Origin of the sequence: Ruegeria sp. HKCCA0235A (assembly GCF_013033235.1) — a bacterium.
Classification (GTDB): domain Bacteria; phylum Pseudomonadota; class Alphaproteobacteria; order Rhodobacterales; family Rhodobacteraceae; genus Ruegeria.
In genome coordinates, this window is sequence record NZ_WQDQ01000001.1 from 367,975 (window position 1) to 392,581 (window position 24,607).

The following is a 24,607-nucleotide window of genomic DNA, read 5'->3' on the forward strand; positions in this document are numbered from 1 at the left end:
ATGATTTCGGACCGCGCCCCTCAGTGTGGCGCGGTCTTTCTCTTTGGGGAAGAACCAAGGGGCCTCTGCCAGCGTGTCCGAAGCCTGCCAAGCGGCATAAAAACATGCATAAAGCCCTAAAAATCATGTTCCAAATTGTTGTGTCTTTCGTCGGCGTCGTGCCATAAAGCCGCACCCGGACAGTGAGAAGAAATAATGGATCTACTCAACGCGCTTGTTGCGCTTGCGAATTTTGTGTTGGTTCCAGCGGTCGCTTATGGCAGCCAACTGGCATTGGGCGCGCTTGGCGTGACCCTGATCTACGGCATCCTGCGGTTTTCAAACTTTGCCCATGGTGACACCATGGCCTTTGGCGCGATGGTCGCCGTACTGGTCACATGGGGGTTGCAGGCCGCCGGAATCAGCTTTGGACCGTTGCCAACCGCCCTGCTTGCCCTGCCCTTTGCCATCCTGGGCTGTATCGTGCTGGTGCTGATCACCGACAGGCTGGTCTACAAATTCTACCGTGAACAAAAGGCAAAGCCCGTTATTCTGGTGATCGTCTCCATGGGCGTGATGTTCATCATGAACGGCCTTGTCCGGTTTATCATCGGGCCGGATGACCAACGGTTTTCGGATGGGGCTCGGTTCATTGTTTCGGCACGCGATTTCAAGGCGATGACCGGTCTGCGTGAGGGTCTGGCCATCAAGACGTCGCAAGGTATCACGGTGATCGTGGCCGTTGTTGCCGTGGCGCTGCTGTTCTGGTTTCTGAACAAGACGCGCACCGGCAAGTCGATGCGGGCCTATTCGGACAATGAGGATCTGGCGCTGTTGTCAGGCATCAACCCGGAACGTGTGGTGATGATCACATGGATCATCGTTGCGGCGCTGGCCACAACTGCTGGCGTTCTTTACGGGCTGGACAAAAGCTTCAAACCCTTCGTCTATTTCCAGCTTCTGCTGCCGATCTTTGCCTCGGCCATCGTGGGTGGTTTGGGCAATCCTCTGGGCGCCATCGCAGGCGGGTTTATCATCGCGTTTTCCGAAGTGACGATAACATACGCTTGGAAGAAGGTGCTGACCTATGTGTCGCCTGAAAGTCTGGCGCCGTCAGGTTTGGTCCAGCTCCTCTCGACCGATTACAAGTTCGCGGTCAGCTTTGTCATCCTGCTGATTGTGCTTCTGTTCAAGCCCACGGGACTTTTCAAGGGAAAGGCCGTATGACCGACTCTGTCAAAAACACGCTGCTGTTCGCAATTGTCGGCGGCCTGATCCTGTTGACCGGTTTCACGCAAAGCTGGAACACCGCGATCCTGATCCTGAATATGGGGCTGATTTCCGCCATCATGGCGATCGGTGTAAACCTGCAATGGGGTTTTGCCGGTCTGTTCAATGTGGGCGTGATGGGCTTTGTCGCCTTGGGCGGTCTGGCCGTCGTACTGGTTTCAACGCCGCCCACGCCCGGTGCTTGGGCTGCCGGAGGTTATGGCATCGTTCTGTCTTTGCTGCTGGGTGCCGCGACAGTGGTTGCCGCCGTTCTGGTGGCAACAAAGCTGCCGAAAGGCCGTGTGCAAACCCTGACGATCATCGCCGTTCTTGTCGTGGGCTTTTTTGTCTATCGCGCGGTGTTCGATCCCAGCATTGCGGCAGTCGAGGCCATCGACCCGGCGATTGCCGGCAATATCGGCGGTTTGAATCTGCCGGTTCTGTTGGCCTGGCCGGCGGGTGGTTTGCTGGCGGCGGGTGCTGCGTGGCTGATTGGTAAAACGGCGCTGGGCCTGCGTTCGGATTATCTAGCGATTGCCACATTGGGGATCGCCGAAATCATCATCGCCGTCATGAAAAACGAAGACTGGCTGGCCCGGGGCGTCAAGAATGTCTACGGCATCCCACGCCCGTCCCCTGTTGTGGGCTACGAAGTGGATTTGCAGAACGACCCGGCCTTTCTGGCGCGGGCCGAATGGTTGGGGTTGGACCCCGTCACCGCGTCCACCCTCTCGGTCAAACTCGGCTATTCGCTGCTGTTCATGATAGTACTTCTGGTTCTGCTCTGGATGGCACAGATGGCGCTGAAAAGCCCGTGGGGCCGGATGATGCGCGCAATCCGTGACAATGAAGTGGCGGCTGAGGCCATGGGCAAGGATGTCACCCGTCGTCATCTGCAGATATTCGTACTGGGTTCGGCCATTTGCGGTATCGCGGGTGCGATGATGACAACGCTGGACGGCCAGTTGACGCCAAGCGCGTATCAACCGCTTCGCTTTACCTTTCTGGTCTGGGTGATGGTGATCGTGGGTGGTTCGGGCAACAACTTCGGGGCCGTTCTGGGCGCATTCCTCATCTGGTTCCTGTGGGTTCAGGTTGAACCGATCGGCTTGTGGCTGATGAATGTCATTACCGCCGGCTTGCCGGACGGAAGTGCATTGAAAGCCCACCTGCTGGACAGCGCCGCGCATATGCGCCTGTTCACGATGGGTCTGATCTTGTTGATTGTTCTCAGATTCAGCCCAAGAGGGCTGATCCCAGAGAAATAGATCACTTCCACCTTCAATAAGCGAAACCGCGCCTCTCATCCGGCGCGGTTTCTTGATTCTTAACGATTTTTTGAATAAACGGACACACCGCAGTGTTTTCTTTTTGCGGTATGTCGCCGGCACTCACATCCGTCTACGCCGATCTGTAACGATCATTTACACGTTTTGAAAAGAGTCAAAAATGAAAGCACCACGGTTCAAGACACTGCTTCTGTTTCCGGTTGTTGCCATCGTAACAACCGCCTGCATTCCCACACCGGAAGAACTTGAGACAACTCCCGTCAAGGTTCAAACGCCCAAAGGTGTCGTAACCTGTCAGCTATACCGTCACGACCGGGTGACCTGGGACCGGGCGATTGACTTCCCGGCTTCGAAAATGTCCGTGCCGGAGGCTGACGCCTACTGCCGTCAGGAAGGCCAGCGTCGTCTGAAGTAAACATTGCGGCGCCCGTGATGGGCGCCGTTCCGTCATCTGTTGCGGAACAATCCACCCAGAATACCACGAACGATCCGGCGTCCGGTCGTTCCTTTCAGTTCTTTGATAACCGCGTCGGTCATCGCCGATGCAAACGTGTCTTTCCTCCGTTGCACCCGGGACGAGGATCTGCCAACCCGGCTTCCTGAATATCTGCGAGCTGAAGAATACTCTCGTTCCATCGGTGATTGTGCCTCCAGCAATTCATCGGCCTCTGCCTGTTCAGCGGCCTTGGCGGCGGCCTCAGCCCGAGCCTGGAGGATTTCAAAGGCCGATTTTCGATCAATTTCATGATCATATTTCGACGCCATTGGCGAGGCATCGAGAATGGTCCGCCGCTGCGCATCAGATATGGGCCCCAACTGGGAACCCGGCGGACGAATCAATGTGCGCTCGACAATTCCGGGAACACCTTTTTTCTGCAGCATCGACGTGACAGCCTCACCAACGCCCACCTCACGAATTGCGGCTTCGGTGTCGAAGGCGGGGTTTTCGCGATAGGTTTCCGCCGCCAGACGCAGGTTCTTTCGGTCACGCGCCGTGAAGGCTCGCAAAGCGTGCTGAACGCGATTGCCCAACTGCCCCAGAATATCCTCGGGAATATCGGCGGGATTCTGGGTGATGAAATAGACTCCCACGCCTTTGGACCGGATCAGGCGCGCAACCTGTTCGACCTTGTCCACCAGCACTTTCGGAGCACCGTCAAACAACAGATGCGCTTCGTCGAAGAAGAACACCAGCTTGGGTTTGTCAGGATCACCGACTTCGGGAAGTTCCTCAAACAATTCGCTCAGCAGCCACAGCAGGAATGTCGCATAAAGCCGTGGCGCGGCCATCAGTTTGTCCGAAGCAAGGATGTTCACCATCCCCTGCCCGTTTTCATCGGTGCACATCAAATCGGACAGATCCAGCGCGGGTTCGCCAAACAGCTTTGTTCCACCCTGGTTTTCCAATACCAGCAATCGCCGCTGGATCGCACCGATCGAAGATGTCGATACATTGCCATATCGCAATGAAAGCTGGGCCCGGTTCTCGCCGATCCAGACCAGCAGCGCCTGAAGGTCTTTGAGATCCAGAAGAGGCATTCCCTCTTCATCGGCCACGCGGAACGCGATGTTCAGGATGCCTTCCTGCGCTTCGCTCAATTCCATCAACCGGGACAGCAGCAAAGGGCCCATTTCAGTGACCGTCGTCCGCACCGGATGGCCTTGTTCGCCAAAAAGATCCCAGAACGTAACCGGGCAGGCGGAATAGGCAAAATCGTCGAACCCAATGCGTTTGGCACGATCCATAAATGCCTGATGCAGTTTATGCGCGTCGCTTCCGGGCAAAGCCAGGCCCGACAGATCGCCTTTGACATCGGACAAAAACACCGGAACTCCGGCTTGGGAAAAACCTTCCGCGAGGATTTGCAACGTTACGGTCTTACCGGTCCCGGTGGCGCCGGCAATCAGCCCATGGCGGTTCGCATATTTCAGCGCCAGTTCCTGCGGCTGGCCATAGCCTTCGCCTCCGCCACCCAAAAATATATTCTTGCCCATTAACATTGCCTTATGTTTCACCGATCCGTGACCAGCATACAAAGTTAACCTTTGACTGCGATAGTCAATTTGCCCCGCGTTTGTTTCCCTCACGTGGGGCAGACTTCCTCCCTGTCGACTGGCCGTGCCTTCGGGCACGGCTTTTTTACGGGTTCGAATTTGGTTTCAAAGTTCTGACCGTAATATTAAAATTTGAGGATAGCTGTTGACCCGTCTGCGCCCCTTTCGTAGGGTTTGCGCATAAATAAGTCGGCCAGTCCGACGGGGAGAACCTTTTGGAAAAGAGAGCTGGCTTATACAGCTCTCTTTTTCTGTCTCAGGGCAGTTGGTTTCTGGTGTTCTGGCAAGAATCCGTTCACGTTCAGACATGGCGTTCTGTTAGTGCCTGACACCAGTTCAGAAGAGTGTTAAACGAAGCAAAAAGCTCAAGCATCAAGTCGAGGCATTCATGATCAAGAAAATCCTCTCGCTAAGTACAGTGGCGGCAATTCTTCTATGTGGCGCAGGATATGCGCAGGACACAACGACATCCGAACCGGACAACGGTCTCGATTTGGGTCAGGAAGGCCCGCGCCCCGGAGAACAGTTCGTCAAGGAAAAGTTCGGTGACTGGGACTTGTCCTGCATCAAGGCGCAGCAAGGCGAAGACCCGTGCGCCATCGTCCAGATTCTGAAGGGCAACCAGGGTGATCCGATAGCTGAGGTGTCGATTGGAAGACTGCCCGAGGGCGGCGCGGCAGTTGCATGGGCGAATGTGATCGTTCCCTTGGAAACACTGCTGCAAGCTCAGCTCGCCCTGTCCATCGATGGTGCGCCCCGCAAGTTGTACAACTATCATCATTGCCTGCCTGTTGGCTGCGTCGCGCAGCTGGGCCTAAGCCAAGGCGATATCGATGCAATGAAAGCTGGCACCAAGGCGATCTTTTCGCTGGTTCCGGCCCGCTTCCCTGATCAGGTACTGGAGATGGAGATGTCGTTGTCCGGCTTTACGTCCGGCTATGACACCCTAACCGTCAACGCGAACTGAGGGTGCATTTACGATTGTGCCGCCGCACCGATTGCGGCGGCGCTTCGCGGATTAAATTCGCTTCAACGCCAAAACCGCATTCAGCCCGCCGAAAGCAAACGCATTGCTGAGCGCGACGTCAACTTTGGCTTCCCGAGCCTCGTTCGGCACAACATCAAGCGCGCATTCCGGATCGGGTTCCTCGTATCCGATGGTGGGTGCAATCACACCGTCCCGCAGCGCCATGATACATGCCAAGAGTTCCACCGCGCCGGTTCCACCAATCAGGTGACCATGCATGGATTTGGTCGACGATATCATCAGGTCGTCAGCATGGGGCCCAAAAACATCCGCAACGGCGGCGCATTCGGTTTTGTCATTCGCGGCCGTCCCGGTGCCGTGTGCGTTGATATAGCCCACATCGCTTGCATTCAATCTGGCGTCGGCCAAGGCACCTGACATGGCCCTTGAAGCCCCTTGCTTGCTGGGCATCACGATATCGGCCGCATCCGACGACATGGCAAAACCAACGACTTCGCACATGATCTCGGCGCCACGGGCGCGGGCGTGCTCGTATTCCTCGAAAACAAAGATACCGGCCCCTTCGCCCTGTACCATTCCGTTGCGGTTGGCGCTGAACGGTCGACACGCATCCTTGGACATGACGCGCAACCCTTCCCAGGCCTTGACGCCTCCAAAGCACAACATGGATTCAGATCCGCCAGTGATCATGACCGGGGCCATACCGCTTCGGACCATCTGAAAGGCCTGAGCCATGGCATGGTTCGACGACGCGCAGGCGGTCGACACGGTGAAGCTGGGGCCTTTGAGATTGTGTTCCATAGAAACATGGCTGGCCGCCGCATTGTTCATGAGTTTGGGAACAACAAACGGGTGTACCCGGTTCTTTCCGTCCTCATAAACCGAGCGATAATTGTCATCCCAGGTCGATACGCCACCGCCGGCGGTCCCCAAAACAACACCTGATTTTGCGGCCAACTCTCCGTGAAACTCGATGCCGGACTGATCGATGGCCTCTTTGGCGGCGGTCAGAGTGAACTGAGTGAACCGGTCATACAACGACATCTGCTGACGGTTGAACCGACCTTCAGCCTCAAAGCCGCGAACCTGCCCGCCGATTTTGATGGCCAACCGATCAACATCCCGAAATTCCAGTTCCGAGATGCCGCAACGGCCTTCGCGCATGGCTTCCAGGGTGTCAGGAACCGAATGGCCCAGTGAATTGATCGTACCTGCGCCGGTAATGACAACACGTTTCATGAGCGTCAGTCAGACCTTTTCCGACACGAGCTTTTCGATCCCGGCAATGATCGCAGCGACATTGGATATGTCAAAATCGTTGGCCTTGGGTTCGTTGGCGTTGAACGGAATTGAAATGTCGAACTCTTCCTCGATGGCGAAAATACTTTCGACCAGACCAAGGCTGTCGATTCCCAGATCTTCCAGCGTGCTTTCGGGCGTCACATCCGATGGCTCCAGCACGGCCTGCTCTGCAATGATTGCGATGACGCGGTCGCTGATGCTCATGTCGATCCCCTGATTTTCAGTTTGACGATGATTTAATCGCTTGGGGTCTGTTTGAAAACAGCCTTTTTCAGTGCCTCAACGTCGCGTGCCATTCGGGGCAGTCGCCGCTGCGCCTTGTAGACATCGGTATGCGTCTCCATTTTGATGCCCGGATACCCCATTACGACGCGCCCGGCGGGCACATTTGACAGAATCTTCGTGCCCCCACCCGAAATGACGCCGTCCCCTATGAAGATATTGTCGACCACTCCGGTCTGACCACCCAGAACAACGTTGTTGCCGATCTCGACCGAGCCGGACACACCCGTCTGACCGCACAGCAGACAATCCCGCCCGACGCGGGTGTTGTGCCCGACATGGACAAGATTATCCAGCTTGGTGCCGTCACCGATCCGCGTGCTGCGGATGGTTCCATTATCGACGGTGCAATTGGCGCCAACCTCGACATCCTCACCGATCTCAACCGCGCCCAAAGAATGGATGCGAAGCCAGCTTTGCGCCTTGGCGTCCCCTTGATCACCCAACGTTTCGCGGGCGCGCTCAGCGCCAGAGACCTCGGGCGTTACGAAACTGAACCCGTCGCCGCCAATCCTTGCACCGGGTTGCGCGATGAACCGATCCCCGATTTGTGCGCGCGCGCCAATACTAACCATTTCGCGCAACAGGGCCTGTTCGCCAAGAATGGCGTCCATTCCCACCACGCAGTGTGCACCGATGACCGAGCCCGAACCTATTCGCGCCCGAGCACCAACAACAGTCAGAGGTCCTATCGCCACATCTGGTCCAATTTCGGCCGTTGGATCGATCACTGCGGAAGGGTGAATGCCCGGTTCAATCCCTTGCCCGCGATCCAGCATTGCGGTGATCCCCGCCATCGCCATGCGCGGACGCTTCACGAAAATGGCCGCTCGCAACCCCATTGCCTGCCAATCCGCGCCTTCCCACAGAACGGCGGCGCGCGCTTCCCCTTTCGAAAGCGCTTCGGCGTATTTCGGTGACATGGCCATGGCCAGATCTGTTGGTCCGGCATCGCCCGGCTCGGCCGCCCGCACGATCGTCAGGCCACCGTCGCCTTGGCATTCGGCACCCAAAGCGTCGGCGATTTGCTGAATGGTAAACTGCATCTCGGGCTTCCTTTTGGCAGGATTTGCCCTGTGCTTAACCCTGAACGTCCGGCAGGGCCACCCCTGCCTTTTGCAGGGCCTCCCAAATCTTGCGGTCCCGGCCATAGACATCGCGGCGATACTGCACCTCGCCTTTTGGCCCGACATATGCCGTTCTATAGATCAGATGAACCGGAACTCTTTGTTCCAAATCGACCTTGGTTTCCTTTCCCGTGTTCAGAACACGATGGAAGAATGCCTTGGGATCCTCTTCCTGTTTGGCCAGCAATGCATAGGCAAATTCGAAAGGCTGAGCCAATCGGATGCAGCCGTGCGAGAACGCCCGCACCTCACGCGCGAACAGGCTTTTCTGAGGCGTATCATGCAGATAGATATTGTACTTGTTGGGGAACATGAACTTGACCAGCCCCAAAGCATTGCTTTTGCTGGGCGGCTGGCGCATCGCAAAAGGAAAGCTTCGCGCGGTGAACTGATTGAAATCAACCGCCCCGCGATTGACCTGCCGCCCCCTGCTGTCCGTGATCTGGATATGACCGACCGCGTTGGGGTTCGCTTTCAGCTTCGGAAGGTATTCCTTGGTGATGATCGAGCGCGGAACATACCAGCTGGGGTTTATCACCATATGCTCCATCACGTCCGAGAACTCTGGGCTGCGGCGATCATGCGTGTTCTTGCCGATCACCGCACGGGTTTCAAACGTGACTTGCCCGTCATCCACGATCTTTGCCGAAAAATCTGTCTGGTTGACAAGAATATGACGTGCGCCGCGATCCCGAGGCAACCAGCGCTCTCGTTCCAGAGCAACATAAACTGCCTTGAGCCGGTCCACGGCGGGGCGATTCAACTCGGCAATCGTGCCCTTGCCTGCAACACCATCGGGTTCCAATCCATGCGCGATTTGAAAGGCCCTGACCCCTTCCAGCAGCGCGGCGTCGAAAGACGGGCTGGCCGATAGTTTCATGTAGCCCATCAACACCAGCCGATTGCGAAGCTTTACAACATTGGGCCCGGTATCACCGTATTCCAGCTTGGTTTCCGGGACAGTCGCCCCCCAACCGCCTTGATCTACCAAATCCTGAAGCGCCAGTTTCTGCTTCATCAGAGCCCGGTACTGACGGGTTTGAGGAGCCAATTGCGCAAGATACGCGGCGCCATGTGTGTTCAGGGCGTTCAGATGCTCGGCCGCGCTACGACGATCCACCGACCGAACAAGCCCGTCGTCGATGTTTCCGGGCCGAAGAAAACCCGAGTACAATGCGTCGGCAAAATCCACGAAAACCCTGCTCAGTTCAGCCTCAACGGCGCCAAGGTCGCGTGTCGAGCGTGCATCCTGCATTTTCTGAATCAAGGATGAAACAGTGGCATCAGCCTGCGGCAGACCGTGCAGATGCGCATGTGACAGTGCCTGGATCAATGCGGCCCGGCGTTGCATATGCTCATCGGATTCACCCACCCAAATCGGCGAAAACCCGTTTGTCCGGTAAAACTCTGCGATCTGCGATTCCCGTGGGGTATGTTCTGCAACGGCCATCTGAAACGCCGTGTTGTGCGCAGGTTCAGAAGTGGTGTTTGCCATACTGGCAGTGGCCGCAAAACAGGCGGCAAGCAGGATACTGGTACGGGTTCGGAAAACAGAAAGCATTGGATGGCCTTGGAATCAATGGCTTGGTTGATGATATGTGTGTCGAACAACTATGAGTTTGACTGCGCTGACTTGTCGATTCACAAATTCCTTACCGAATTGCTTCTGTTGTCGTCTGATGCGCGTTTGCATCGGCCCGGTGATGCGCAGCTCACACCTGCAACTATTCTGCGCTCGGCTGTGACATTTGCGCAAAAATCTGCCGAAAATTCCCCCTTGAAAAGGTGACTATGAAACACTTCTTGGCCGTCGAATCCGATTGTGTCATAAATTCCGCATCTGGGATGGGAAAAAATTAAGACAGCGCGCGTAACATCGTGCGCAGGCAGGAACAGTACGGGACGAACCAAAATGACCAAGAGCAGTTCCTCGGGCTTGACCCGACGTGCCCTATTGGGTGCGTTTGCAGCAACAGCAGTCGCAGCAGCACCCACCTACTCCAATGCAGCAGGCTTTTTGCGCGGCGGCGGCGATATCCGTCGCATTCGCATGTATTCCGGTCGCACGGGCGAACGGTTGGACATGATTTATTGGGTCGATGGTAAATATATCAAGGACGCTGTCAAAGAAGTGAACCATTTCATGCGCGATTGGCGCACGGATCACGTAAAATCCATCGATTTACGCACGATTGATATCATGGCGGCATCACACAACCTTCTGGATGTCAACGAACCTTACATGTTGCTGTCGGGCTATCGCTCCCCCCAGACCAACGCCATGCTCCGCGCCCGCTCTCGCGGCGTCGCCCGGAAGTCGCTTCATATGAAGGGACAAGCGGCAGACCTGCGCCTGTCTTCCCGCTCCGTCTCGCAGATGGCTAAGGCTGCTATGTCATGCCGGGCCGGCGGTGTCGGTCAATATTACGGGTCCAATTTCGTGCATATGGACTGCGGTGTCGTCCGCACCTGGCGCGGCTAGGACAGCGACTTCACGATCTCGGCTTATATGACAGGGGTTTGACTGGGGCGGCCAGTTACATCCCCGCGTCTCCCCCTCCGCCGCCGGCATCACCGCCTCCGGTGTCATTGCTGGATGCTGTCGCCGCAGTGGAATTGCTGGTCTCACGAGACTTTTCATCACCGACCTCAGTGGGAACACTGGAACCGGAAGCATTGTCGCTTTCTGAACCATCATCGCTTTCGGGTTCTTCATCATCGGTCAGCTTTTCAAGGATAAACGCCAGAATTACGGCGACCACGATCCATCCTAAAACGCTTGAAGCTGAAACCCCGGTAATCGCGCTACCCAATAGTGCTACAATCACGACAACGATTATCAGCTTCTTATTTGAAGAGATGACTTTCACATTCCTTCCTCCATTTGAGCTGACGCGCGCCAGCCTCGTTCGTAAAGTGTACATCAAAAAAACCACTGCTTGAGGGGTTAAGCCTCAAAATGATTGTCAGGATTGTTAGGGTGGTGGCAAGCGGGCGAAAAACGGAGGCGTGCAGACACTATCCATGGCCCGAAAGGGTATTAGCGTTGAAAATATCCCGAGAGGGGATCAGCCAGGACACCTTTCGTAGTTTCAACAGCAGATGCGGGTTGGAACTGTTGGAAGCCAAGAAGCTTCGGGCGCTGGAAACCGAAAACGCGAAAGCAGAAGAATTCCTGGCCGGTCAGATGTTGAATGACGCTATTCTGCGGCATATCCTCGGACCAGCGCAGGACCCTTGTCCTTCATTAGCGACGGCCATGTGGCCCGCGAACTTCTGCCAATTCGGCGCAGAAGTTCCTGTCTTGCCAAAAAGCCTTAGAAATATGGCGATGGTGGCGCACCTGAGAGGATTCGAACCTCTGGCCTCTGCCTTCGGAGGGCAGCGCTCTATCCAGCTGAGCTACAGGTGCCTTGGCCGTTAGCTAACCTTGTTCCAATCCGGGTGCAACTGAAAATCGTGATTGTTGCACCCTCTTTGAAACCAAAATCAGGCGAAAAGATCATGCGCCAATTCAAGCGCTTCGATCAGTGTGTCGACCTCATCCGTCGTGTTGTAGAGACCAAAGCTGGCACGGCAGGTCGCCGTGACGCCCAGGTGATCCATAAGCGGGCCCGCACAGTGATGCCCGGCGCGGACGGCAACCCCCTTTTTGTCCAGAATCGTGGATACATCATGGGCATGGCCGGCCCCGTCCAGCGTAAAGCTGAAGATGGCAGCCTTGTCTGGCCGCGTGCCCTGAACCTGAAGCCAGTTGAGACCGTTCAGGCGCTGCATGGCATAGTCTCGCAGGCCGGATTCATGGGCGGCAATGTTGTCCATTCCCAAATCCATCATGTATTCCAGCGCAACTCCCAGGCCGATGGTTTGGACAATGCCGGGTGTTCCGGCCTCGAACTTCATTGGCGGGTCGTTGTAGATCACCTGATCCTTGCTGACCTCTTTGATCATGTCACCGCCACCGACAAAGGGGCGCATCTCGGCCATGCGTTCGGACTTGATGTAGATCGCACCCGACCCCGACGGGCCATACAGCTTGTGGCCGGTGATGGCGTAAAAGTCGCAACCGATGTCCTGCACGTTCACCGGCATATGCACCGCGCCCTGACTGCCATCGACCAGCACCGGTACGCCCCTGGCATGTGCACCTTCGGTGATGGCTTTGACATCCACGACGGTACCCAGAACATTGGAACATTGCGTCACGGCCACAAGTTTGGTTTTCGGGCCGATCGCATCGATCACCGCCTGCGGATCCAGCCCTCCGTCAGCGTCCACATCCACCCACTTCAGAACAACGCCCTGCCGTTCCCGCAGGAAATGCCAGGGCACGATGTTGGCGTGATGCTCCATGACGCTCAGGACGATCTCATCCCCGGCTTCGAGGCGCGGCATGGCCCAGCCATAGGCAACAAGATTGATCCCTTCGGTCGTTCCGGAATTCAGAACGATCTCATCCTCGTTTGATGCCCCCAGGAAACGGGCGATGATGCCGCGAACGGCTTCGTATTTCTCGGTCGACAGATTGGACAGATAGTGCAATCCACGGTGAACATTCGAATACTCTTCGGAATAGGCACGGGTCACCGCATCGATGACGACCTGAGGCTTCTGAGCCGACGCACCGTTGTCCAGATAGGTCAGCGGCTTGCCATTCACCTGACGTGACAGGATCGGAAAGTCAGAGCGAATTTTCTGCACATCATACATGATACGGTTTTCCTAGACAGGCGCGGCCGGTGTTAAATACAGGACGAAGGGAACCGCAATCAGGGCTGACAACAGAATTACGGCGAAGGACTTCCAAAGGGATCCGAATTGATGCGCTTCGTTCAGGAAATGAAGCGTGATGTAAAGGCTCAGGATCGCCGTCGCGAACAGCATCATCATCATCAGAAACGGCATCGTCAGGCTTAGAACAAGGGTCATGACCAGGGCAACGATTTGCAGGAACTGCAACCACACTGTCAGGACCATCAGATCGTCAAAGCTTGCTTTGCCGCCTATCGCTTTTCCGACGACGAAGAACGCGAGGATGCTCAGCAGCATTGCTCCGGCGGACCGCAGCAAAACAACGGGGATACTTTCGGGTGGCGGTGCGATTTGACCCTGCGGCACGGGGACCGACAAATCGATGCCCAACTGCACGAGACAGTTCAGAACCACTGCCAGCGCAAAGGCCAACCACAAACCTTCCCGCCCCGGCTTCAGGGACAACAGCTGGCGGGCGGCTTGGTCGGGGCTTCTGATCGTCAGAACCGCCAGAGCGCCAAGGGAATTGATCGTCATGCAGCGGACCTTTGTACTTGTCTCAGACCGGATAACCAGAACCAGACAAAAACAGCAACCCAGGCGACACCCACAATTGTCAAAGCGGGCCCGGGCCCGATGAACCCGGCAACCAGACCATTCAACAAGACCAGGGGGGCGGATGCCAACAACGCCCAGAACAGGGCCAGTCGTGCGCCATAGGCTGTGCCCTGCCCGCCCGCCATCCGCGCCGCCCAATAGGAAACCAGCGCCAGCGTATAGAAAAACAACGGCAATATGAACACCGACCCCAGCAAGGCGCCGCCCAGAAGCATGTTCAGCTCGACACCTTCAATATGCGCTTTGCGGGCAAGGCTGGGCATTTGCGCAACAAAGGCCACCACGCAAAAGGCCATGACAAACACCAGCGCCCTGTCTTCCCGCTGACCCATTTCTAGAAGCCGGTGCACCACGCGCCCCGGCCCCCGGTATGTGGCCAGTATGTCAGACGAGACAGCCATCAGCCACGACGCGCCAGCCACCCTTCCAGACGGCTTACGATCTCGTCCGTCAAGGCGCTGTCTTCGATCTCATCCACCGCTTCGGCAAGAAAGGCCAAAGTCAGCATGTTGGTCGCGTCCTTGACCGGCACGCCACGGGACCGCAGATAGAACAGCGCGGTTTCGTCGATCGCACCCGAGGTCGAACCATGCGAACACGCCACGTCATCGGCATAGATCTCAAGCTCGGGCTTGGCGAGGAACTGGCTGTCACCGTCCAGAAGCAGCGATTGGCTGATCTGGTAACCGTCAGTCTTCTGGGCGCCTTCCTTGACCAGGATCTTGCCCTGGAACACGCCGGTCGCCCCGTTGCGCAGCACTTTCTTGAACACCTGCCGGCTTTCGCAGTTTACCGCGTCATGGGTGATGAAGACCGTGTCGTCATGATGGAAGTCGCCATCGCCAACACAGGCCCCGGCCACATGGGCGACCGCGTCATCGCCGGTCAGCTCGACGACCTGCTCATTGCGGGTCAGCACGCCGTTCACGGTCAAAGTGAAGGACTTGTAAACCGATTCCGTGCCAAGGCGGGTGAACATATGGGTCGCGGCCCGGCGTTCATGGTCCCTGCCCTGCGCGCGCACATGATGCAGCGTGCCCTTGTCGGCAATGTCGATCTCCATGCACTTGTTGAAGCGTGACGCAGCCGGGCCGGTTTCCAGAATGGTGGCCTCGGCCCCGCTTTCCACACGAACGACATGATGCAGGATCGCATCAGAGGTCGGCGACGCATGACGATAGATCAGGTTGATCGGTTTGGACGGTTTGCCAGTAACGTGAATCGCCACACCATCCGACGCAAAGGCCGTGTTCAACGCCGCCAACGGGCGCTGGACCGGGGACTGACCGCGCGCTTCAAGTACGCCATACAGGTCTTTCGCCCAATGAATGTCCTTGCAGCAGATATCCTCGAGCCGGTCGATGGTCACGCCTTCCAGCGACAGGTCGTCCGACTCTTCGGCACTGAATTCACCGTCCACGAAGACGATGTTCAGCCGGTCGAGCTCGCTGAACATCAACGGCTCATCATCGGCAAACACCGCCGCCGGAGGCGCGTCTGGCGAGACAAGCGTATCCGGTTGAGTGTATTTCCAATATTCGTCACGCCGTCCGGGCAGACCGGTTTCCAGAACACGGGCCAGCGCGTCTTCGCGCGCGGCGCGGGTGCAGCCCGCATCGGGCATGGTCAAGGCAGACAGCCGGGCCTCGGTTGCGGATTGTTTGACTTCGGGCAAGGCCATCAGTTCACCTCGGCAAGAATGTCGGCATAACCGTTGTTTTCAACCTCAAGCGCCAGTTCGGGGCCTCCGGTCTTGACAATACGGCCATCGGCCATGATGTGCACGACGTCGGGTTTGATGTGATCCAGCAGGCGCTGATAATGGGTGATGACAAGGAACCCACGACCTTCATCGCGCAGGGCATTCACACCTTCGGCGACCAGCTTCATCGCGTCCACATCCAGACCCGAGTCGGTTTCGTCCATGATGCACATTTTGGGTTCCAGCATGGCCATTTGCAGGATTTCATTGCGCTTTTTCTCACCACCCGAGAAGCCCACATTGACCGGACGCTTGAGCATGTCCGCGTCGATCTTCAACGTCTTGGCTTTGGCACGCACTTCCTTGAGGAAATCCGCCGCGGACAGCTCGTCGTCACCACGCGCCTTGCGCTGGGCATTCACGGCGGTGCGCAGGAAAGTCATGTTGCCCACGCCCGGAATTTCCACGGGGTACTGGAACGCCAGAAATACGCCAGCAGCGGCGCGCTCTTCCGGTTCCATCTCCAGCAGGTCCTCGCCATCCAGCGTGGCAGAACCCTCGGTCACTTCGTACCCGTCGCGGCCCGACAGCACATAGCTGAGTGTTGACTTGCCTGACCCGTTCGGCCCCATGATCGCGTGTACCTTGCCAGCCTCAACCGTCAGGTCCACACCCTTGAGGATCTGCTTGTCTTCTTCTTCAAGCTTCACGTGCAGATTCTTGATTTCCAGCATTTTTTATCCTTTTGCGTATCGCAAGGGGCACCGTGGCCCCGAAACCTTCCTATCCCAGAAACTTGCGGATCAGCCGCGCGACGATCCAACCCAGGATCGCCCCTCCGCCAACCGCCCAAACCGGGTTGATGAATTCCATGTGGTTGATGTTGACGTAAGCCATACCCAGCAGACCGCCAAGAACCGGCAACGCGTAACCCAGCCAGGTCAGCACGTCTTCTTTCCGGATGCCGCTTCGTGACGCCCGCGTCATCAGCCAACCGACCCTTCCAGCGAGATTGCCACCAGTTGCTGCGCTTCCATGGCGAACTCCATCGGCAGTGCTTGCAGAACGTCCTTGCAGAACCCGTTGACCACCAAAGCCACGGCCTCTTCTTCATCCATGCCGCGCTGACGGCAATAGAACAGCTGATCGTCATCCACCTTGGATGTCGTCGCCTCATGCTCAACGCGGGAGGAGTTGTTCTTGACCTCGATATACGGAACTGTATGCGCGCCGCATTTGTCGCCGATCAGCAAGCTGTCGCACTGGGTATAGTTGCGGCTGTCCTTGGCCTTCGGGTGCATCGAGACCAGACCACGATAGGTGTTCTGCGCCTTGCCCGCACTGATGCCCTTGGACACGATGCGCGACTTGGTGTTCTTGCCCAGATGAACCATCTTGGTGCCTGTATCGGCCTGCTGATAGTTGTTGGCAATCGCGATCGAATAGAACTCACCCTGGCTTTCGTTGCCGCGCAAGATGCAGGACGGGTATTTCCAGGTCACGGCAGACCCAGTTTCCACCTGCGTCCACATCACTTTGGACCGATCACCTCGGCAATCGGCGCGTTTGGTCACAAAGTTATAGATGCCGCCCTTGCCGTTCTCATCCCCGGGGAACCAGTTCTGAACGGTCGAGTATTTCACCTCTGCATCTTCTTCGACGATGATCTCGACCACGGCCGCGTGCAGCTGCGCGGTGTCGCGCTGGGGCGCGGTGCAGCCTTCCAGATAGGACACGTACGAGCCTTTGTCAGCGATGATCAGCGTACGCTCGAACTGGCCGGTGTTTTCGGCGTTGATTCGGAAATAGGTGCTCAGCTCCATCGGGCAGCGGACACCGGGCGGAATGTAGACGAAGGACCCATCCGAAAACACCGCCGAGTTCAATGTCGCGTAAAAGTTGTCCGACACCGGAACCACAGTGCCCAGATACTTTTTGACCAGCTCAGGATGTTCCTTGATCGCTTCGGAAATCGAACAGAAAATCACACCGGCCTTTTTCAGTTCGGCCTGAAAGGTCGTGCCGACGGACACCGAGTCAAACACCGCGTCCACAGCAACCTTGCGCCCCTCGGCCGGCGCATCCTCAGCACCTTCGACGCCGGCCAGAATCATCTGTTCTTTCAGAGGGATACCAAGCTTTTCGTAAGTGGCCAGCAGCTTGGGGTCGACATCGTCCAACGATTTGGGTTTCTCTTCCATCGATTTCGGACGCGCATAGTAATACTGATCCTGAAAATCGATCTTCGGATATGTGACCATGGCCCATTTCGGTTCTTCCATCTTGGTCCAGCGTTCAAACGCGGCCAGACGCCACTCGGTCATCCATTCCGGTTCTTCATTCTTTTCCGAGATCAGACGAACGATGTCCGGGTTCACACCTTTCGGCGCGTACTCCATTTCAATGTCCGTGTCCCAGCCGTATTTATAGGTTCCGACCTCGCGCACCGCATCCACGGTTTCCTGATCGACACCCTCTTTCACCTGGGTCTGGTCCAAAGCGGCCATAACTTACCCTCCGTCAGATCACGCGGCGCGCGCGCGATGCTTTTTCTCTTTCTCAAGCCACGTTTCGGCGAAACGCAGCACATCTTCTTCCGTTGTCCGAGGTCCCAGCGATACGCGGAGTGCGCTGCTGGCCGTTTCCTCGTCAAATCCCATGGCGGTAAGCACCGCGCTGGAACGAACCTTGCCGCTGGAACAGGCAGAGCCCGCACTGACCGCAAATCCCGACAGGTCCATTTGCATGACCTGGGTTTCGCCCTTCCACCCGGGCGCAGCAAAACACAGGGTGTTCGGCAGGCGTTGCCGCCCTTTCCCGACAAAAATAGGTGATTTTACAGCGGCCTCAAGAGCGTTTTCTAGAATATTTCTAAATTCTTCGATCTGCTCCCAAACGCCATTGGCCAGATCCCGCATCGCAGCTTCAGCTGCGGCCCCGAACCCCACGATACCAATGACATTTTCGGTTCCTGACCTGCGGCCCATTTCCTGGCCGCCCCCCTTGATCTGAGCTGCCAGATCGGTTCCGCGCTGCATCACAACGGCCCCGACACCCTTTGGACCGCCCAGTTTATGCGCCGAGACCAGGGCCATCTGGGCATTCATCCAGTTGAACGCGACGGGCAGCTTGCCAAAAGCCTGTGTGGCGTCTGTCACGGCCAGACCGGACGGCAGTGATTGAACAATCCCCGTCTCTGAGTTTGCCAGTTGCAATGTCGACATTTCAGGTGCGGTTACCTGCACGTCTCCGGCCTCGGAAACCGTAAGATCCTCTTTGATCCAAGCTCTTACCGCGTCATGTTCAATCGCCGCGCCGTGCAATTGACGCCCCGACAATGCCAGCGCCGCACCTTCGGTTGAACCAGATGTAAAGACGATATCCGCCCCATCCGCCCCAAAGGCCGATGCAACTTGGGCCCGGGCGCGCTCGATCAGAGCTTTGGCGGCCCGACCTTCCGCATGAACCGACGAGGGATTGCCGCAGACATCCATCGCCGCAATCATCGCGTCCCTCGCTTCGGGGCGCAGCGGCGTTGTTGCATTGTGATCCAGATAAACACGTTTCATGGATACATCTTTTTGCCGACAGACTTCATTTCATATCCCGCCCGTTCAGATCATTCATCTACAACGGAAAACAGGCTCGGAACGGCCGGGCACGGGGCCAGGTCGTTCTTGATCACATCTGACAAACGGGTTTGATGCAGGAACACATAGACATGCGCACTGAGACTTTCCCAAAGCCGATTGGTCAATGATTGAGCGCGGCTGCCGGACGAGGCCCCGGACGCTCCGGCCCCTTTTTGCAGCGCATCAACGGTTTCGTCCACGGCCGCCAGAATTTCGACGACACGAATTTCAGATGCCGGGCGTGCCAGTCGATACCCGCCGCCGGGCCCCCGCACGGAAGACACCATGTCCGCCCGGCGCAGTTTGACAAAGAGCTGCTCGAGATATGGCAACGAAATGTCCTGCCTCTCGGAGATTTCCCCGAGCGTCACCAGTCGTTCCGTCGGCTGGAGCGCAATATCCGCCAGGGCGACCATTGCGTAACGCCCTTTGGTCGACAGCTTCATTCCATGTCCCCTTTCAGCAGGATTTGCGCGAAATCATTGACGCCGACGTTGCCAGTGCGTATCTCCGACTGACAGCGCTGGTATGCGCCAAGCAATATAATTAGAACCGTTCTAAGGTGCCCGACGATTATCGTCAAGTATATCCGGGCATCGGTACGAAAAAGACAGGACCAAAGCACACATGCCCGAGGTGATTTTTCCCGGACCCGAAGGCCGCCTGGAAGGCCGCTACCACCCGCAAAAGGAAAAAGACGCACCGATCGCCATCGTGCTTCACCCGCACCCTCAGTTCGGCGGGACCATGAACAACAAGGTGGTCTACAATCTGCACTATGCCTTCTACAACATGGGTTTCACCGTGTTGCGCTTTAACTTCCGCGGCGTCGGTCGCAGCCAGGGCGAGTATGATCAGGGCGTGGGCGAGCTGAGCGATGCGGCGTCGGCGCTGGACTACCTGCAATCGATGAACAACAATTCGAAACACTGCTGGGTCGCAGGTTTCTCGTTCGGTGCGTGGATCGGTATGCAACTGCTGATGCGCCGCCCTGAGATCACGGGGTTCATCAGTGTATCGCCCCCTGCAAACATGTATGACTTTTCGTTCCTTGCCCCCTGCCCGTCTTCCGGCCTGATCATCAACGGCACCGCTGACAGGGTGGCGCCACCGGCTGACACGACCTCGCTGGTGAACAAGCTGCACGAGCAGAAGGGAATCACCATCACTCACACCGAAGTGGAAGGTGCAGATCACTTCTTTCAGGATCGTCATATGGATACGCTGATCACCAATGTCAGCGACTATGTGAAACGCCGCCTGACCGAGAACACCCGCTGATGTCCGACACCATCACATCTCTTGCCGCCAAACTGGCCGAAGATACGATGAAGGTTATGGATGAGACAGGCGAAGACAGGTTCTTTGTCGAAGTTGGTGAAGTGCTCGGGGCCGCGTCTCAGTCTCTGGAAGAGGCGTTTCTGACGGAAATTCGTGTTCGGTTGGCTGAGCGGAAAGCCAGGCAGTTCGTGATCAAACGCTTGTCTGCGCATCGTGCAAAGCAGAAGGCGATCGAAAAGCAATGACCGACCGTTTGTCGGCGCAAATCGCATTTCTGAAACGGGCCGACGAACTGAAAATGGTCGAGCGGGCAAATGTCCTGCTTGACCGGTCCAGACCCGAAAACTCGGCAGAACACAGCTGGCATTTGGCCTTGTGGGCCCTTGTCATGGCCCCGTTGGCAGGGCCGGATGTCTCGATTGATCGGGTCATACGCATGCTGTTGCTGCATGACCTTGTTGAAATCGTTGTCGGCGACCATCCAATCCACCTTAAGACTGACTGGAACTTGGTTGCCAAAGCTGAGCAAGCTGCAGCCAAAGAACTGTTTGGGCTTTTGCCAAAGGATCAGGCCGATGCGTTTCACGCTGTCTGGCGTGAATTTGAAGAGGATCAGACCGCCGACGCCCGGTTTGCAAAGGTTCTGGATCGTTGTCAGCCACTGTTTCAGGTTCTGTGTGCCCCGAACCCAGATCCGGATCACGTGGACATAGCGCGTTCAAATCTCGAAGGCGGTCGCGCCGCCTATCTGGAAAAGGTTTTTCCACTGGCCTACGAGCACGCCGCAAACCTGCTGGCTGGTGCAGATTCGCAGGCCAACGCGTTTACGACACGGCTGGCGTTTCTGACCGAAGCTGATCAGCTGAAGTCTGTTCTCCGTGCCTCGCGGCTGATGGCGGGTGATCGTTTCGAAAACTCGGCAGAACACTCGTGGCACATCATGCTCTACGCCTGGGTCCTGGCTGAAAACGCGCCCCCGGGGGTCAGTGTTGATCGGGTCCTTCAGATGCTGTTGCTGCACGATATCGTTGAAATCGACGCTGGCGACAATCCGATCCACGGGCAGGTCGATCACGCAGCGCAAGCAGCCAAGGAACAAGCGGCCGCCAAGCGCTTGTTCGGGTTGCTGCCCGACACGCAATGCAACACCTTCACGACATTGTGGCACGAGTTTGAAGCGGCAGATAGCCCCGACGCCAGGTTCGCCAAAGCCGTTGATCGTTTTCAGACACCTGTCGCCAATCTGGAAACCGGTGGCGGATCGTGGGTCGATTACAAGGTAACATATGCCCAGCTTGAGGCACGCGTTCAGCCTGCGATTGCAGCAGGTTCTCCCAGGCTGTGGGATTGGCTGCAACCGCAACTGGCTGCACACTTCCAGAGCGTCGAGGCTGTACACCACTAGGCAGAAAAGAAAAAAGGAGCCCGACGGCTCCTTTTTCCCTGCTAAGCTCTACGTGGCGCTTAAAAAACACTACTACCATCAAACTGTTCAACCATGTTGGCTGCTTCAACTTCGACGGACCCCCCGTCAGCAAGCCACCCAATCGCCACTATCAGACCCGCAGCAAATATTACGGATTTCGAAAATGTCGTCATAACTCAAAACTCAATAACAAATCATAAAATACGTTGAGAAGACTACACCAATTCGATTCTCTGAATAGTCAGGTATACCTGACCTCAGATGGTATTCTCATATCCTCAGACCCAAAAAATCGCCTTGCCCACCGCTTCGGTTTCATGCTCAACGCGAGGGTATCTTTCCTGTTTCGAGGATCAAAATGCCCCAAGCGTATCTGTATCTGATGCTGGCTGTTGTTGCGGAAACCATTGGCACCACGGCCTTGCAGGCCAGTCAACAATTCACCCGGTTCTGGCCGTCCGTCCTTGTGGTCGTGGGGTACGGACTCGCATTTTACCTCATGGCGCTGACGCTGAAATACATGCCTGTCGGTATCGTTTATGCGATCTGGTCCGGTCTGGGCATCTTTCTGATCGCCGTGATCGGATTCATCGTGTTCGGCCAAAGGCTGGATTGGCCTGCGATCCTGGGGTTGACGTTGATCTTGTCCGGAATCCTGATCATTCACCTCTTTTCCAAGACTGCCGGTCACTGATCATCGGTTAGGGCTGGTATATTTTGTCGCGCCGCGCTATGCGCGCGGCAACTTCCCGTTCAAAGGCTGACCTCTCATGGACCTGCGCAACATCGCAATCATCGCTCACGTGGACCACGGCAAGACGACCCTGGTGGATGAGCTGCTCAAACAATCCGGCGCGTTCCGGGAAAACCAGGCCGTGGCGGAACGCGCCATGGACAGCAACGATCTGGAGCGCGAGCGTGGCATCACCATTCTGGCCAAGGCAACTTCGGTCGAATGGAAAGACACACGCATCAACATCGTCGACACCCCCGGCCACGCCGATTTCGGTGGTGAGGTCGAGCGTATCCTCAGCATGGTCGATGGCGTTGTCCTGCTGGTTGACGCCGCCGAAGGCCCGATGCCGCAGACCAAATTCGTGACGTCGAAGGCGTTGGCGCTGGGCCTGCGCCCGATCGTGGTTCTGAACAAGGTCGACAAGCCGGATGCGGAACCTGACCGCGCACTGGACGAATGCTTTGACCTGTTCGCAAACCTCGGTGCCGATGATGATCAGTTGGACTTCCCGGCCATGTATGCCTCAGGCCGTTCCGGCTGGGCGGATATGGAGCTGGACGGCCCGCGCAAGGACCTGAGCGCACTGTTTGATCTGATCGTCGATCACGTTCCTGCCCCGAAACAGATCGCGCATAAGGGTGAGCCGTTCCGGATGCTGGCCACCACTTTGGGCAGCGATCCTTTCATCGGCCGCATTCTGACGGGTCGTGTGGAAAGCGGCACATTGAAAGCTGGCGACAGCCTGAAAGCCCTGAGCCGTGACGGATCGTTGATCGAGAACTTTCGCGCCTCAAAAATATTGGCATTCCGTGGGCTGGCACAGCAACCTATCGATGTGGCCGAAGCCGGTGACATCGTCACCATCGCCGGCATGAGCAAAGCCACCGTGGCGGATTCTCTGGTTGCTCCGCAGGTCGAAGAAGCCCTGCCTGCACAGCCCATCGACCCGCCGACGATCACCGTAACTTTTGGCATCAATGATTCTCCGTTGGCCGGTCGTGACGGCAAGAAGGTTCAGTCGCGCGTCATCCGTGATCGCCTGATGAAAGAAGCCGAATCCAATGTCGCGATTCGCGTCACCGACACACCCGGCGGCGAGGCTTTCGAGGTCGCCGGCCGAGGCGAATTGCAGATGGGTGTTCTGATCGAGAACATGCGTCGCGAAGGGTTCGAGCTCAGCATTTCGCGCCCGCAGGTTCTGTTCCGCGAAGAAAACGGACAGCGTCTGGAACCCATCGAAGAAGTCACCATCGACGTGGATGATGAATACTCGGGCTCGGTGATCGAGAAGATCACAGGGGCGCGCAAAGGTGAGTTGGTCGAGATGCGCCCCGCTGGGGCCGGCAAGACCCGCATCATCGCGCATGTACCGTCCCGTGGTCTGATCGGCTATCACGGCGAATTCCTGACTGACACCCGCGGCACAGGCGTTCTGAACCGCGTGTTCCATGGCTGGGCGCCGCACAAAGGCCCGATCCCGGGTCGCCGGGCCGGCGTTCTGATCTCGATGGAGAACGGTCAGGCCGTCGCTTACGCCCTGTGGAACCTGGAGGAGCGGGGCCGGATGTTTGTCGGCCCCCAAACGGATGTCTATCAAGGCATGGTGATTGGCGAGCATTCTCGTGACAATGATCTGGAAGTGAACCCGCTGAAGGGCAAGAAACTGACAAACGTACGCGCCAGTGGCTCGGACGATGCGGTTCGCCTGACACCGCATGTTCAATTCTCGCTGGAAGAGGCAATTGCCTATATTGACGACGATGAACTGGTCGAAGTCACACCGAATGCGGTGCGCTTGCGCAAGCGTTATCTTGATCCGCACGAACGCAAGCGGATGGCCAAGTCGGCCTGATTTTCCGGGCAGACCACCGTCGCGATCAGAAACAATTGCCCAAGTGTGGCAATTTTGCGTCCAAACGGACAAAAGATGAAAAATGGACAACCGGGCACTGCGCCCGGTTTTCTTTTGATAACAGGCGGCTTTCTGCTTCCGGTTGCATTAATTCTTCACCACTCCCCCGGCCCACATATTGTGATTGAGACCCGTTTAAGGTGAAAATATGCCAGTTGTGTGACGTCGTTCATAAACACCCTCGCTTCGGTGGTTCATATGAACACGTAGTAAAGTATCGAGTTTCGAGGAGTTCCAAATGGGTATCCGGTCCCGCA

Annotated in this window: 25 protein-coding genes and 1 tRNA gene; 10 read left to right on the forward strand and 16 right to left on the reverse strand. The window is 56.8% G+C overall.

Annotation, left to right across the window (positions count from 1 at the left end; all coding sequences use genetic code 11):
• The first annotated feature begins 195 nt into the window (after positions 1–195).
• The 3 genes from GOW56_RS01830 to GOW56_RS01840 all read left to right on the forward strand — a co-directional run bounded on the left by GOW56_RS01830 (position 196) and on the right by GOW56_RS01840 (position 2,952).
• Positions 196–1,206, forward strand: coding sequence for a branched-chain amino acid ABC transporter permease (locus tag GOW56_RS01830; RefSeq protein WP_152457997.1), 1,011 nt, complete (start codon positions 196–198; stop codon positions 1,204–1,206).
• The gene (locus GOW56_RS01835) at positions 1,203–2,516 is read left to right on the forward strand and encodes a branched-chain amino acid ABC transporter permease (protein WP_171204767.1); all 1,314 of its coding nucleotides are present in this window, start codon (positions 1,203–1,205) and stop codon (positions 2,514–2,516) included. The genes GOW56_RS01830 and GOW56_RS01835 overlap by 4 nt, the downstream gene beginning before the upstream one ends.
• Before the next feature lie 181 nt (positions 2,517–2,697).
• Positions 2,698–2,952: a hypothetical protein gene (locus GOW56_RS01840; RefSeq protein WP_171115893.1), complete on the forward strand. Its 255-nt coding sequence runs from the start codon at positions 2,698–2,700 to the stop codon at positions 2,950–2,952.
• Between the two features lie 32 nt (positions 2,953–2,984).
• On the opposite strand, the gene GOW56_RS01845 is transcribed toward GOW56_RS01840, so the two are convergent.
• The gene (locus GOW56_RS01845; RefSeq protein WP_171168144.1) at positions 2,985–4,532 is read right to left on the reverse strand and encodes a helicase HerA-like domain-containing protein; all 1,548 of its coding nucleotides are present in this window, start codon (positions 4,530–4,532) and stop codon (positions 2,985–2,987) included.
• A 448-nt stretch (positions 4,533–4,980) separates the two neighbouring features.
• Here GOW56_RS01845 and GOW56_RS01850 point away from each other — a divergent pair, with 448 nt between their 5' ends.
• A complete protein-coding gene (locus GOW56_RS01850) occupies positions 4,981–5,559 on the forward strand; it encodes an invasion associated locus B family protein (protein WP_171115889.1) in 579 nt (192 codons plus the stop codon).
• A 51-nt stretch (positions 5,560–5,610) separates the two neighbouring features.
• Here the strand turns inward: GOW56_RS01850 and GOW56_RS01855 are convergent, their stop codons facing one another.
• From GOW56_RS01855 to GOW56_RS01870, 4 genes are read right to left on the reverse strand one after another with little or no spacing between them, the layout of a single operon-like run.
• Complete coding sequence (locus GOW56_RS01855) at positions 5,611–6,819, reverse strand: beta-ketoacyl synthase (RefSeq protein WP_152458002.1); 1,209 nt, start codon at positions 6,817–6,819, stop codon at positions 5,611–5,613.
• A 9-nt stretch (positions 6,820–6,828) separates the two neighbouring features.
• A complete protein-coding gene (locus GOW56_RS01860) occupies positions 6,829–7,086 on the reverse strand; it encodes an acyl carrier protein (protein WP_171204768.1) in 258 nt (85 codons plus the stop codon).
• Positions 7,087–7,118: 32 nt separating this feature from the next.
• The gene (gene lpxD / locus GOW56_RS01865; protein WP_171204769.1) at positions 7,119–8,210 is read right to left on the reverse strand and encodes a UDP-3-O-(3-hydroxymyristoyl)glucosamine N-acyltransferase; all 1,092 of its coding nucleotides are present in this window, start codon (positions 8,208–8,210) and stop codon (positions 7,119–7,121) included.
• A gap of 34 nt (positions 8,211–8,244) precedes the next feature.
• Positions 8,245–9,852: a murein L,D-transpeptidase gene (locus GOW56_RS01870; protein WP_171204770.1), complete on the reverse strand. Its 1,608-nt coding sequence runs from the start codon at positions 9,850–9,852 to the stop codon at positions 8,245–8,247.
• Between the two features lie 351 nt (positions 9,853–10,203).
• Between GOW56_RS01870 and GOW56_RS01875 the strand changes: the two genes are divergently transcribed.
• Complete coding sequence (locus tag GOW56_RS01875; protein ID WP_171204771.1) at positions 10,204–10,773, forward strand: DUF882 domain-containing protein; 570 nt, start codon at positions 10,204–10,206, stop codon at positions 10,771–10,773.
• 55 nt (positions 10,774–10,828) lie between these two features.
• Here the strand turns inward: GOW56_RS01875 and GOW56_RS01880 are convergent, their stop codons facing one another.
• The 11 genes from GOW56_RS01880 to GOW56_RS01930 form a co-directional block, all read right to left on the reverse strand.
• Complete coding sequence (locus tag GOW56_RS01880) at positions 10,829–11,161, reverse strand: hypothetical protein (protein WP_171204772.1); 333 nt, start codon at positions 11,159–11,161, stop codon at positions 10,829–10,831.
• Between the two features lie 465 nt (positions 11,162–11,626).
• A tRNA-Arg gene (locus GOW56_RS01885) sits at positions 11,627–11,703 on the reverse strand.
• Positions 11,704–11,780: 77 nt separating this feature from the next.
• On the reverse strand, positions 11,781–13,001 hold the full coding sequence (locus tag GOW56_RS01890; protein WP_152458008.1) for a cysteine desulfurase: 1,221 nt from the start codon (positions 12,999–13,001) through the stop codon (positions 11,781–11,783).
• Positions 13,002–13,013: 12 nt separating this feature from the next.
• On the reverse strand, positions 13,014–13,580 hold the full coding sequence (locus GOW56_RS01895) for a YIP1 family protein (RefSeq protein WP_171168083.1): 567 nt from the start codon (positions 13,578–13,580) through the stop codon (positions 13,014–13,016).
• Entirely contained in the window at positions 13,577–14,062 is a 486-nt protein-coding gene (locus GOW56_RS01900; protein WP_170344241.1) for a YIP1 family protein, read from the reverse strand. The genes GOW56_RS01895 and GOW56_RS01900 overlap by 4 nt, the downstream gene beginning before the upstream one ends.
• Positions 14,062–15,342 (reverse strand): SufD family Fe-S cluster assembly protein, encoded by a 1,281-nt coding sequence (locus tag GOW56_RS01905; RefSeq protein WP_170344240.1) that lies wholly within the window; start codon positions 15,340–15,342, stop codon positions 14,062–14,064. Before GOW56_RS01905 ends, GOW56_RS01900 begins: the two co-directional genes overlap by 1 nt.
• Positions 15,342–16,097: a Fe-S cluster assembly ATPase SufC gene (gene sufC, locus GOW56_RS01910; RefSeq protein ID WP_171204773.1), complete on the reverse strand. Its 756-nt coding sequence runs from the start codon at positions 16,095–16,097 to the stop codon at positions 15,342–15,344. Before sufC ends, GOW56_RS01905 begins: the two co-directional genes overlap by 1 nt.
• Positions 16,098–16,146: 49 nt before the next feature.
• A complete protein-coding gene (locus GOW56_RS01915) occupies positions 16,147–16,350 on the reverse strand; it encodes a hypothetical protein (protein WP_171204774.1) in 204 nt (67 codons plus the stop codon).
• Positions 16,350–17,870 (reverse strand): Fe-S cluster assembly protein SufB, encoded by a 1,521-nt coding sequence (gene sufB, locus GOW56_RS01920; protein WP_171204775.1) that lies wholly within the window; start codon positions 17,868–17,870, stop codon positions 16,350–16,352. Before sufB ends, GOW56_RS01915 begins: the two co-directional genes overlap by 1 nt.
• Before the next feature lie 18 nt (positions 17,871–17,888).
• Complete coding sequence (locus tag GOW56_RS01925; protein WP_171204776.1) at positions 17,889–18,932, reverse strand: cysteine desulfurase family protein; 1,044 nt, start codon at positions 18,930–18,932, stop codon at positions 17,889–17,891.
• A gap of 50 nt (positions 18,933–18,982) precedes the next feature.
• On the reverse strand, positions 18,983–19,441 hold the full coding sequence (locus tag GOW56_RS01930; RefSeq protein ID WP_171115867.1) for an Rrf2 family transcriptional regulator: 459 nt from the start codon (positions 19,439–19,441) through the stop codon (positions 18,983–18,985).
• A gap of 181 nt (positions 19,442–19,622) precedes the next feature.
• Between GOW56_RS01930 and GOW56_RS01935 the strand changes: the two genes are divergently transcribed.
• From GOW56_RS01935 to typA, 5 genes are all read left to right on the forward strand, one after another.
• Positions 19,623–20,276: an alpha/beta hydrolase gene (locus GOW56_RS01935; protein WP_152458017.1), complete on the forward strand. Its 654-nt coding sequence runs from the start codon at positions 19,623–19,625 to the stop codon at positions 20,274–20,276.
• Entirely contained in the window at positions 20,276–20,521 is a 246-nt protein-coding gene (locus tag GOW56_RS01940; RefSeq protein ID WP_152458018.1) for a hypothetical protein, read from the forward strand. The genes GOW56_RS01935 and GOW56_RS01940 overlap by 1 nt, the downstream gene beginning before the upstream one ends.
• The gene (locus GOW56_RS01945) at positions 20,518–21,681 is read left to right on the forward strand and encodes an HD family hydrolase (protein WP_171204777.1); all 1,164 of its coding nucleotides are present in this window, start codon (positions 20,518–20,520) and stop codon (positions 21,679–21,681) included. Before GOW56_RS01940 ends, GOW56_RS01945 begins: the two co-directional genes overlap by 4 nt.
• Positions 21,682–22,060: 379 nt before the next feature.
• Positions 22,061–22,396 carry a multidrug efflux SMR transporter gene (locus GOW56_RS01950; protein WP_152458020.1) on the forward strand — a complete coding sequence of 112 codons (336 nt, stop codon included), beginning with the start codon at positions 22,061–22,063 and terminating at the stop codon, positions 22,394–22,396.
• 76 nt (positions 22,397–22,472) lie between these two features.
• Entirely contained in the window at positions 22,473–24,290 is a 1,818-nt protein-coding gene (gene typA, locus GOW56_RS01955) for a translational GTPase TypA (protein WP_170344229.1), read from the forward strand.
• Positions 24,291–24,607 lie beyond the last annotated feature (317 nt).

What these genes read in the sequence shown, in the direction of transcription:
- GOW56_RS01830 (WP_152457997.1), top strand. Translation starts at nt 196, where the DNA reads ATGGATCTACTCAACGCGCTTGTTGCGCTTGCGAATTTTGTGTTGGTT.
- GOW56_RS01835 (WP_171204767.1), top strand. Translation starts at nt 1,203, where the DNA reads ATGACCGACTCTGTCAAAAACACGCTGCTGTTCGCAATTGTCGGCGGC.
- GOW56_RS01840 (WP_171115893.1), top strand. Translation starts at nt 2,698, where the DNA reads ATGAAAGCACCACGGTTCAAGACACTGCTTCTGTTTCCGGTTGTTGCC.
- GOW56_RS01845 (WP_171168144.1), bottom strand. Translation starts at nt 4,532, where the DNA reads ATGGGCAAGAATATATTTTTGGGTGGCGGAGGCGAAGGCTATGGCCAG.
- GOW56_RS01850 (WP_171115889.1), top strand. Translation starts at nt 4,981, where the DNA reads ATGATCAAGAAAATCCTCTCGCTAAGTACAGTGGCGGCAATTCTTCTA.
- GOW56_RS01855 (WP_152458002.1), bottom strand. Translation starts at nt 6,819, where the DNA reads ATGAAACGTGTTGTCATTACCGGCGCAGGTACGATCAATTCACTGGGC.
- GOW56_RS01860 (WP_171204768.1), bottom strand. Translation starts at nt 7,086, where the DNA reads ATGAGCATCAGCGACCGCGTCATCGCAATCATTGCAGAGCAGGCCGTG.
- lpxD (WP_171204769.1), bottom strand. Translation starts at nt 8,210, where the DNA reads ATGCAGTTTACCATTCAGCAAATCGCCGACGCTTTGGGTGCCGAATGC.
- GOW56_RS01870 (WP_171204770.1), bottom strand. Translation starts at nt 9,852, where the DNA reads ATGCTTTCTGTTTTCCGAACCCGTACCAGTATCCTGCTTGCCGCCTGT.
- GOW56_RS01875 (WP_171204771.1), top strand. Translation starts at nt 10,204, where the DNA reads ATGACCAAGAGCAGTTCCTCGGGCTTGACCCGACGTGCCCTATTGGGT.
- GOW56_RS01890 (WP_152458008.1), bottom strand. Translation starts at nt 13,001, where the DNA reads ATGTATGATGTGCAGAAAATTCGCTCTGACTTTCCGATCCTGTCACGT.
- GOW56_RS01895 (WP_171168083.1), bottom strand. Translation starts at nt 13,580, where the DNA reads ATGACGATCAATTCCCTTGGCGCTCTGGCGGTTCTGACGATCAGAAGC.
- GOW56_RS01900 (WP_170344241.1), bottom strand. Translation starts at nt 14,062, where the DNA reads ATGGCTGTCTCGTCTGACATACTGGCCACATACCGGGGGCCGGGGCGC.
- GOW56_RS01905 (WP_170344240.1), bottom strand. Translation starts at nt 15,342, where the DNA reads ATGGCCTTGCCCGAAGTCAAACAATCCGCAACCGAGGCCCGGCTGTCT.
- sufC (WP_171204773.1), bottom strand. Translation starts at nt 16,097, where the DNA reads ATGCTGGAAATCAAGAATCTGCACGTGAAGCTTGAAGAAGAAGACAAG.
- GOW56_RS01915 (WP_171204774.1), bottom strand. Translation starts at nt 16,350, where the DNA reads ATGACGCGGGCGTCACGAAGCGGCATCCGGAAAGAAGACGTGCTGACC.
- sufB (WP_171204775.1), bottom strand. Translation starts at nt 17,870, where the DNA reads ATGGCCGCTTTGGACCAGACCCAGGTGAAAGAGGGTGTCGATCAGGAA.
- GOW56_RS01925 (WP_171204776.1), bottom strand. Translation starts at nt 18,932, where the DNA reads ATGAAACGTGTTTATCTGGATCACAATGCAACAACGCCGCTGCGCCCC.
- GOW56_RS01930 (WP_171115867.1), bottom strand. Translation starts at nt 19,441, where the DNA reads ATGAAGCTGTCGACCAAAGGGCGTTACGCAATGGTCGCCCTGGCGGAT.
- GOW56_RS01935 (WP_152458017.1), top strand. Translation starts at nt 19,623, where the DNA reads ATGCCCGAGGTGATTTTTCCCGGACCCGAAGGCCGCCTGGAAGGCCGC.
- GOW56_RS01940 (WP_152458018.1), top strand. Translation starts at nt 20,276, where the DNA reads ATGTCCGACACCATCACATCTCTTGCCGCCAAACTGGCCGAAGATACG.
- GOW56_RS01945 (WP_171204777.1), top strand. Translation starts at nt 20,518, where the DNA reads ATGACCGACCGTTTGTCGGCGCAAATCGCATTTCTGAAACGGGCCGAC.
- GOW56_RS01950 (WP_152458020.1), top strand. Translation starts at nt 22,061, where the DNA reads ATGCCCCAAGCGTATCTGTATCTGATGCTGGCTGTTGTTGCGGAAACC.
- typA (WP_170344229.1), top strand. Translation starts at nt 22,473, where the DNA reads ATGGACCTGCGCAACATCGCAATCATCGCTCACGTGGACCACGGCAAG.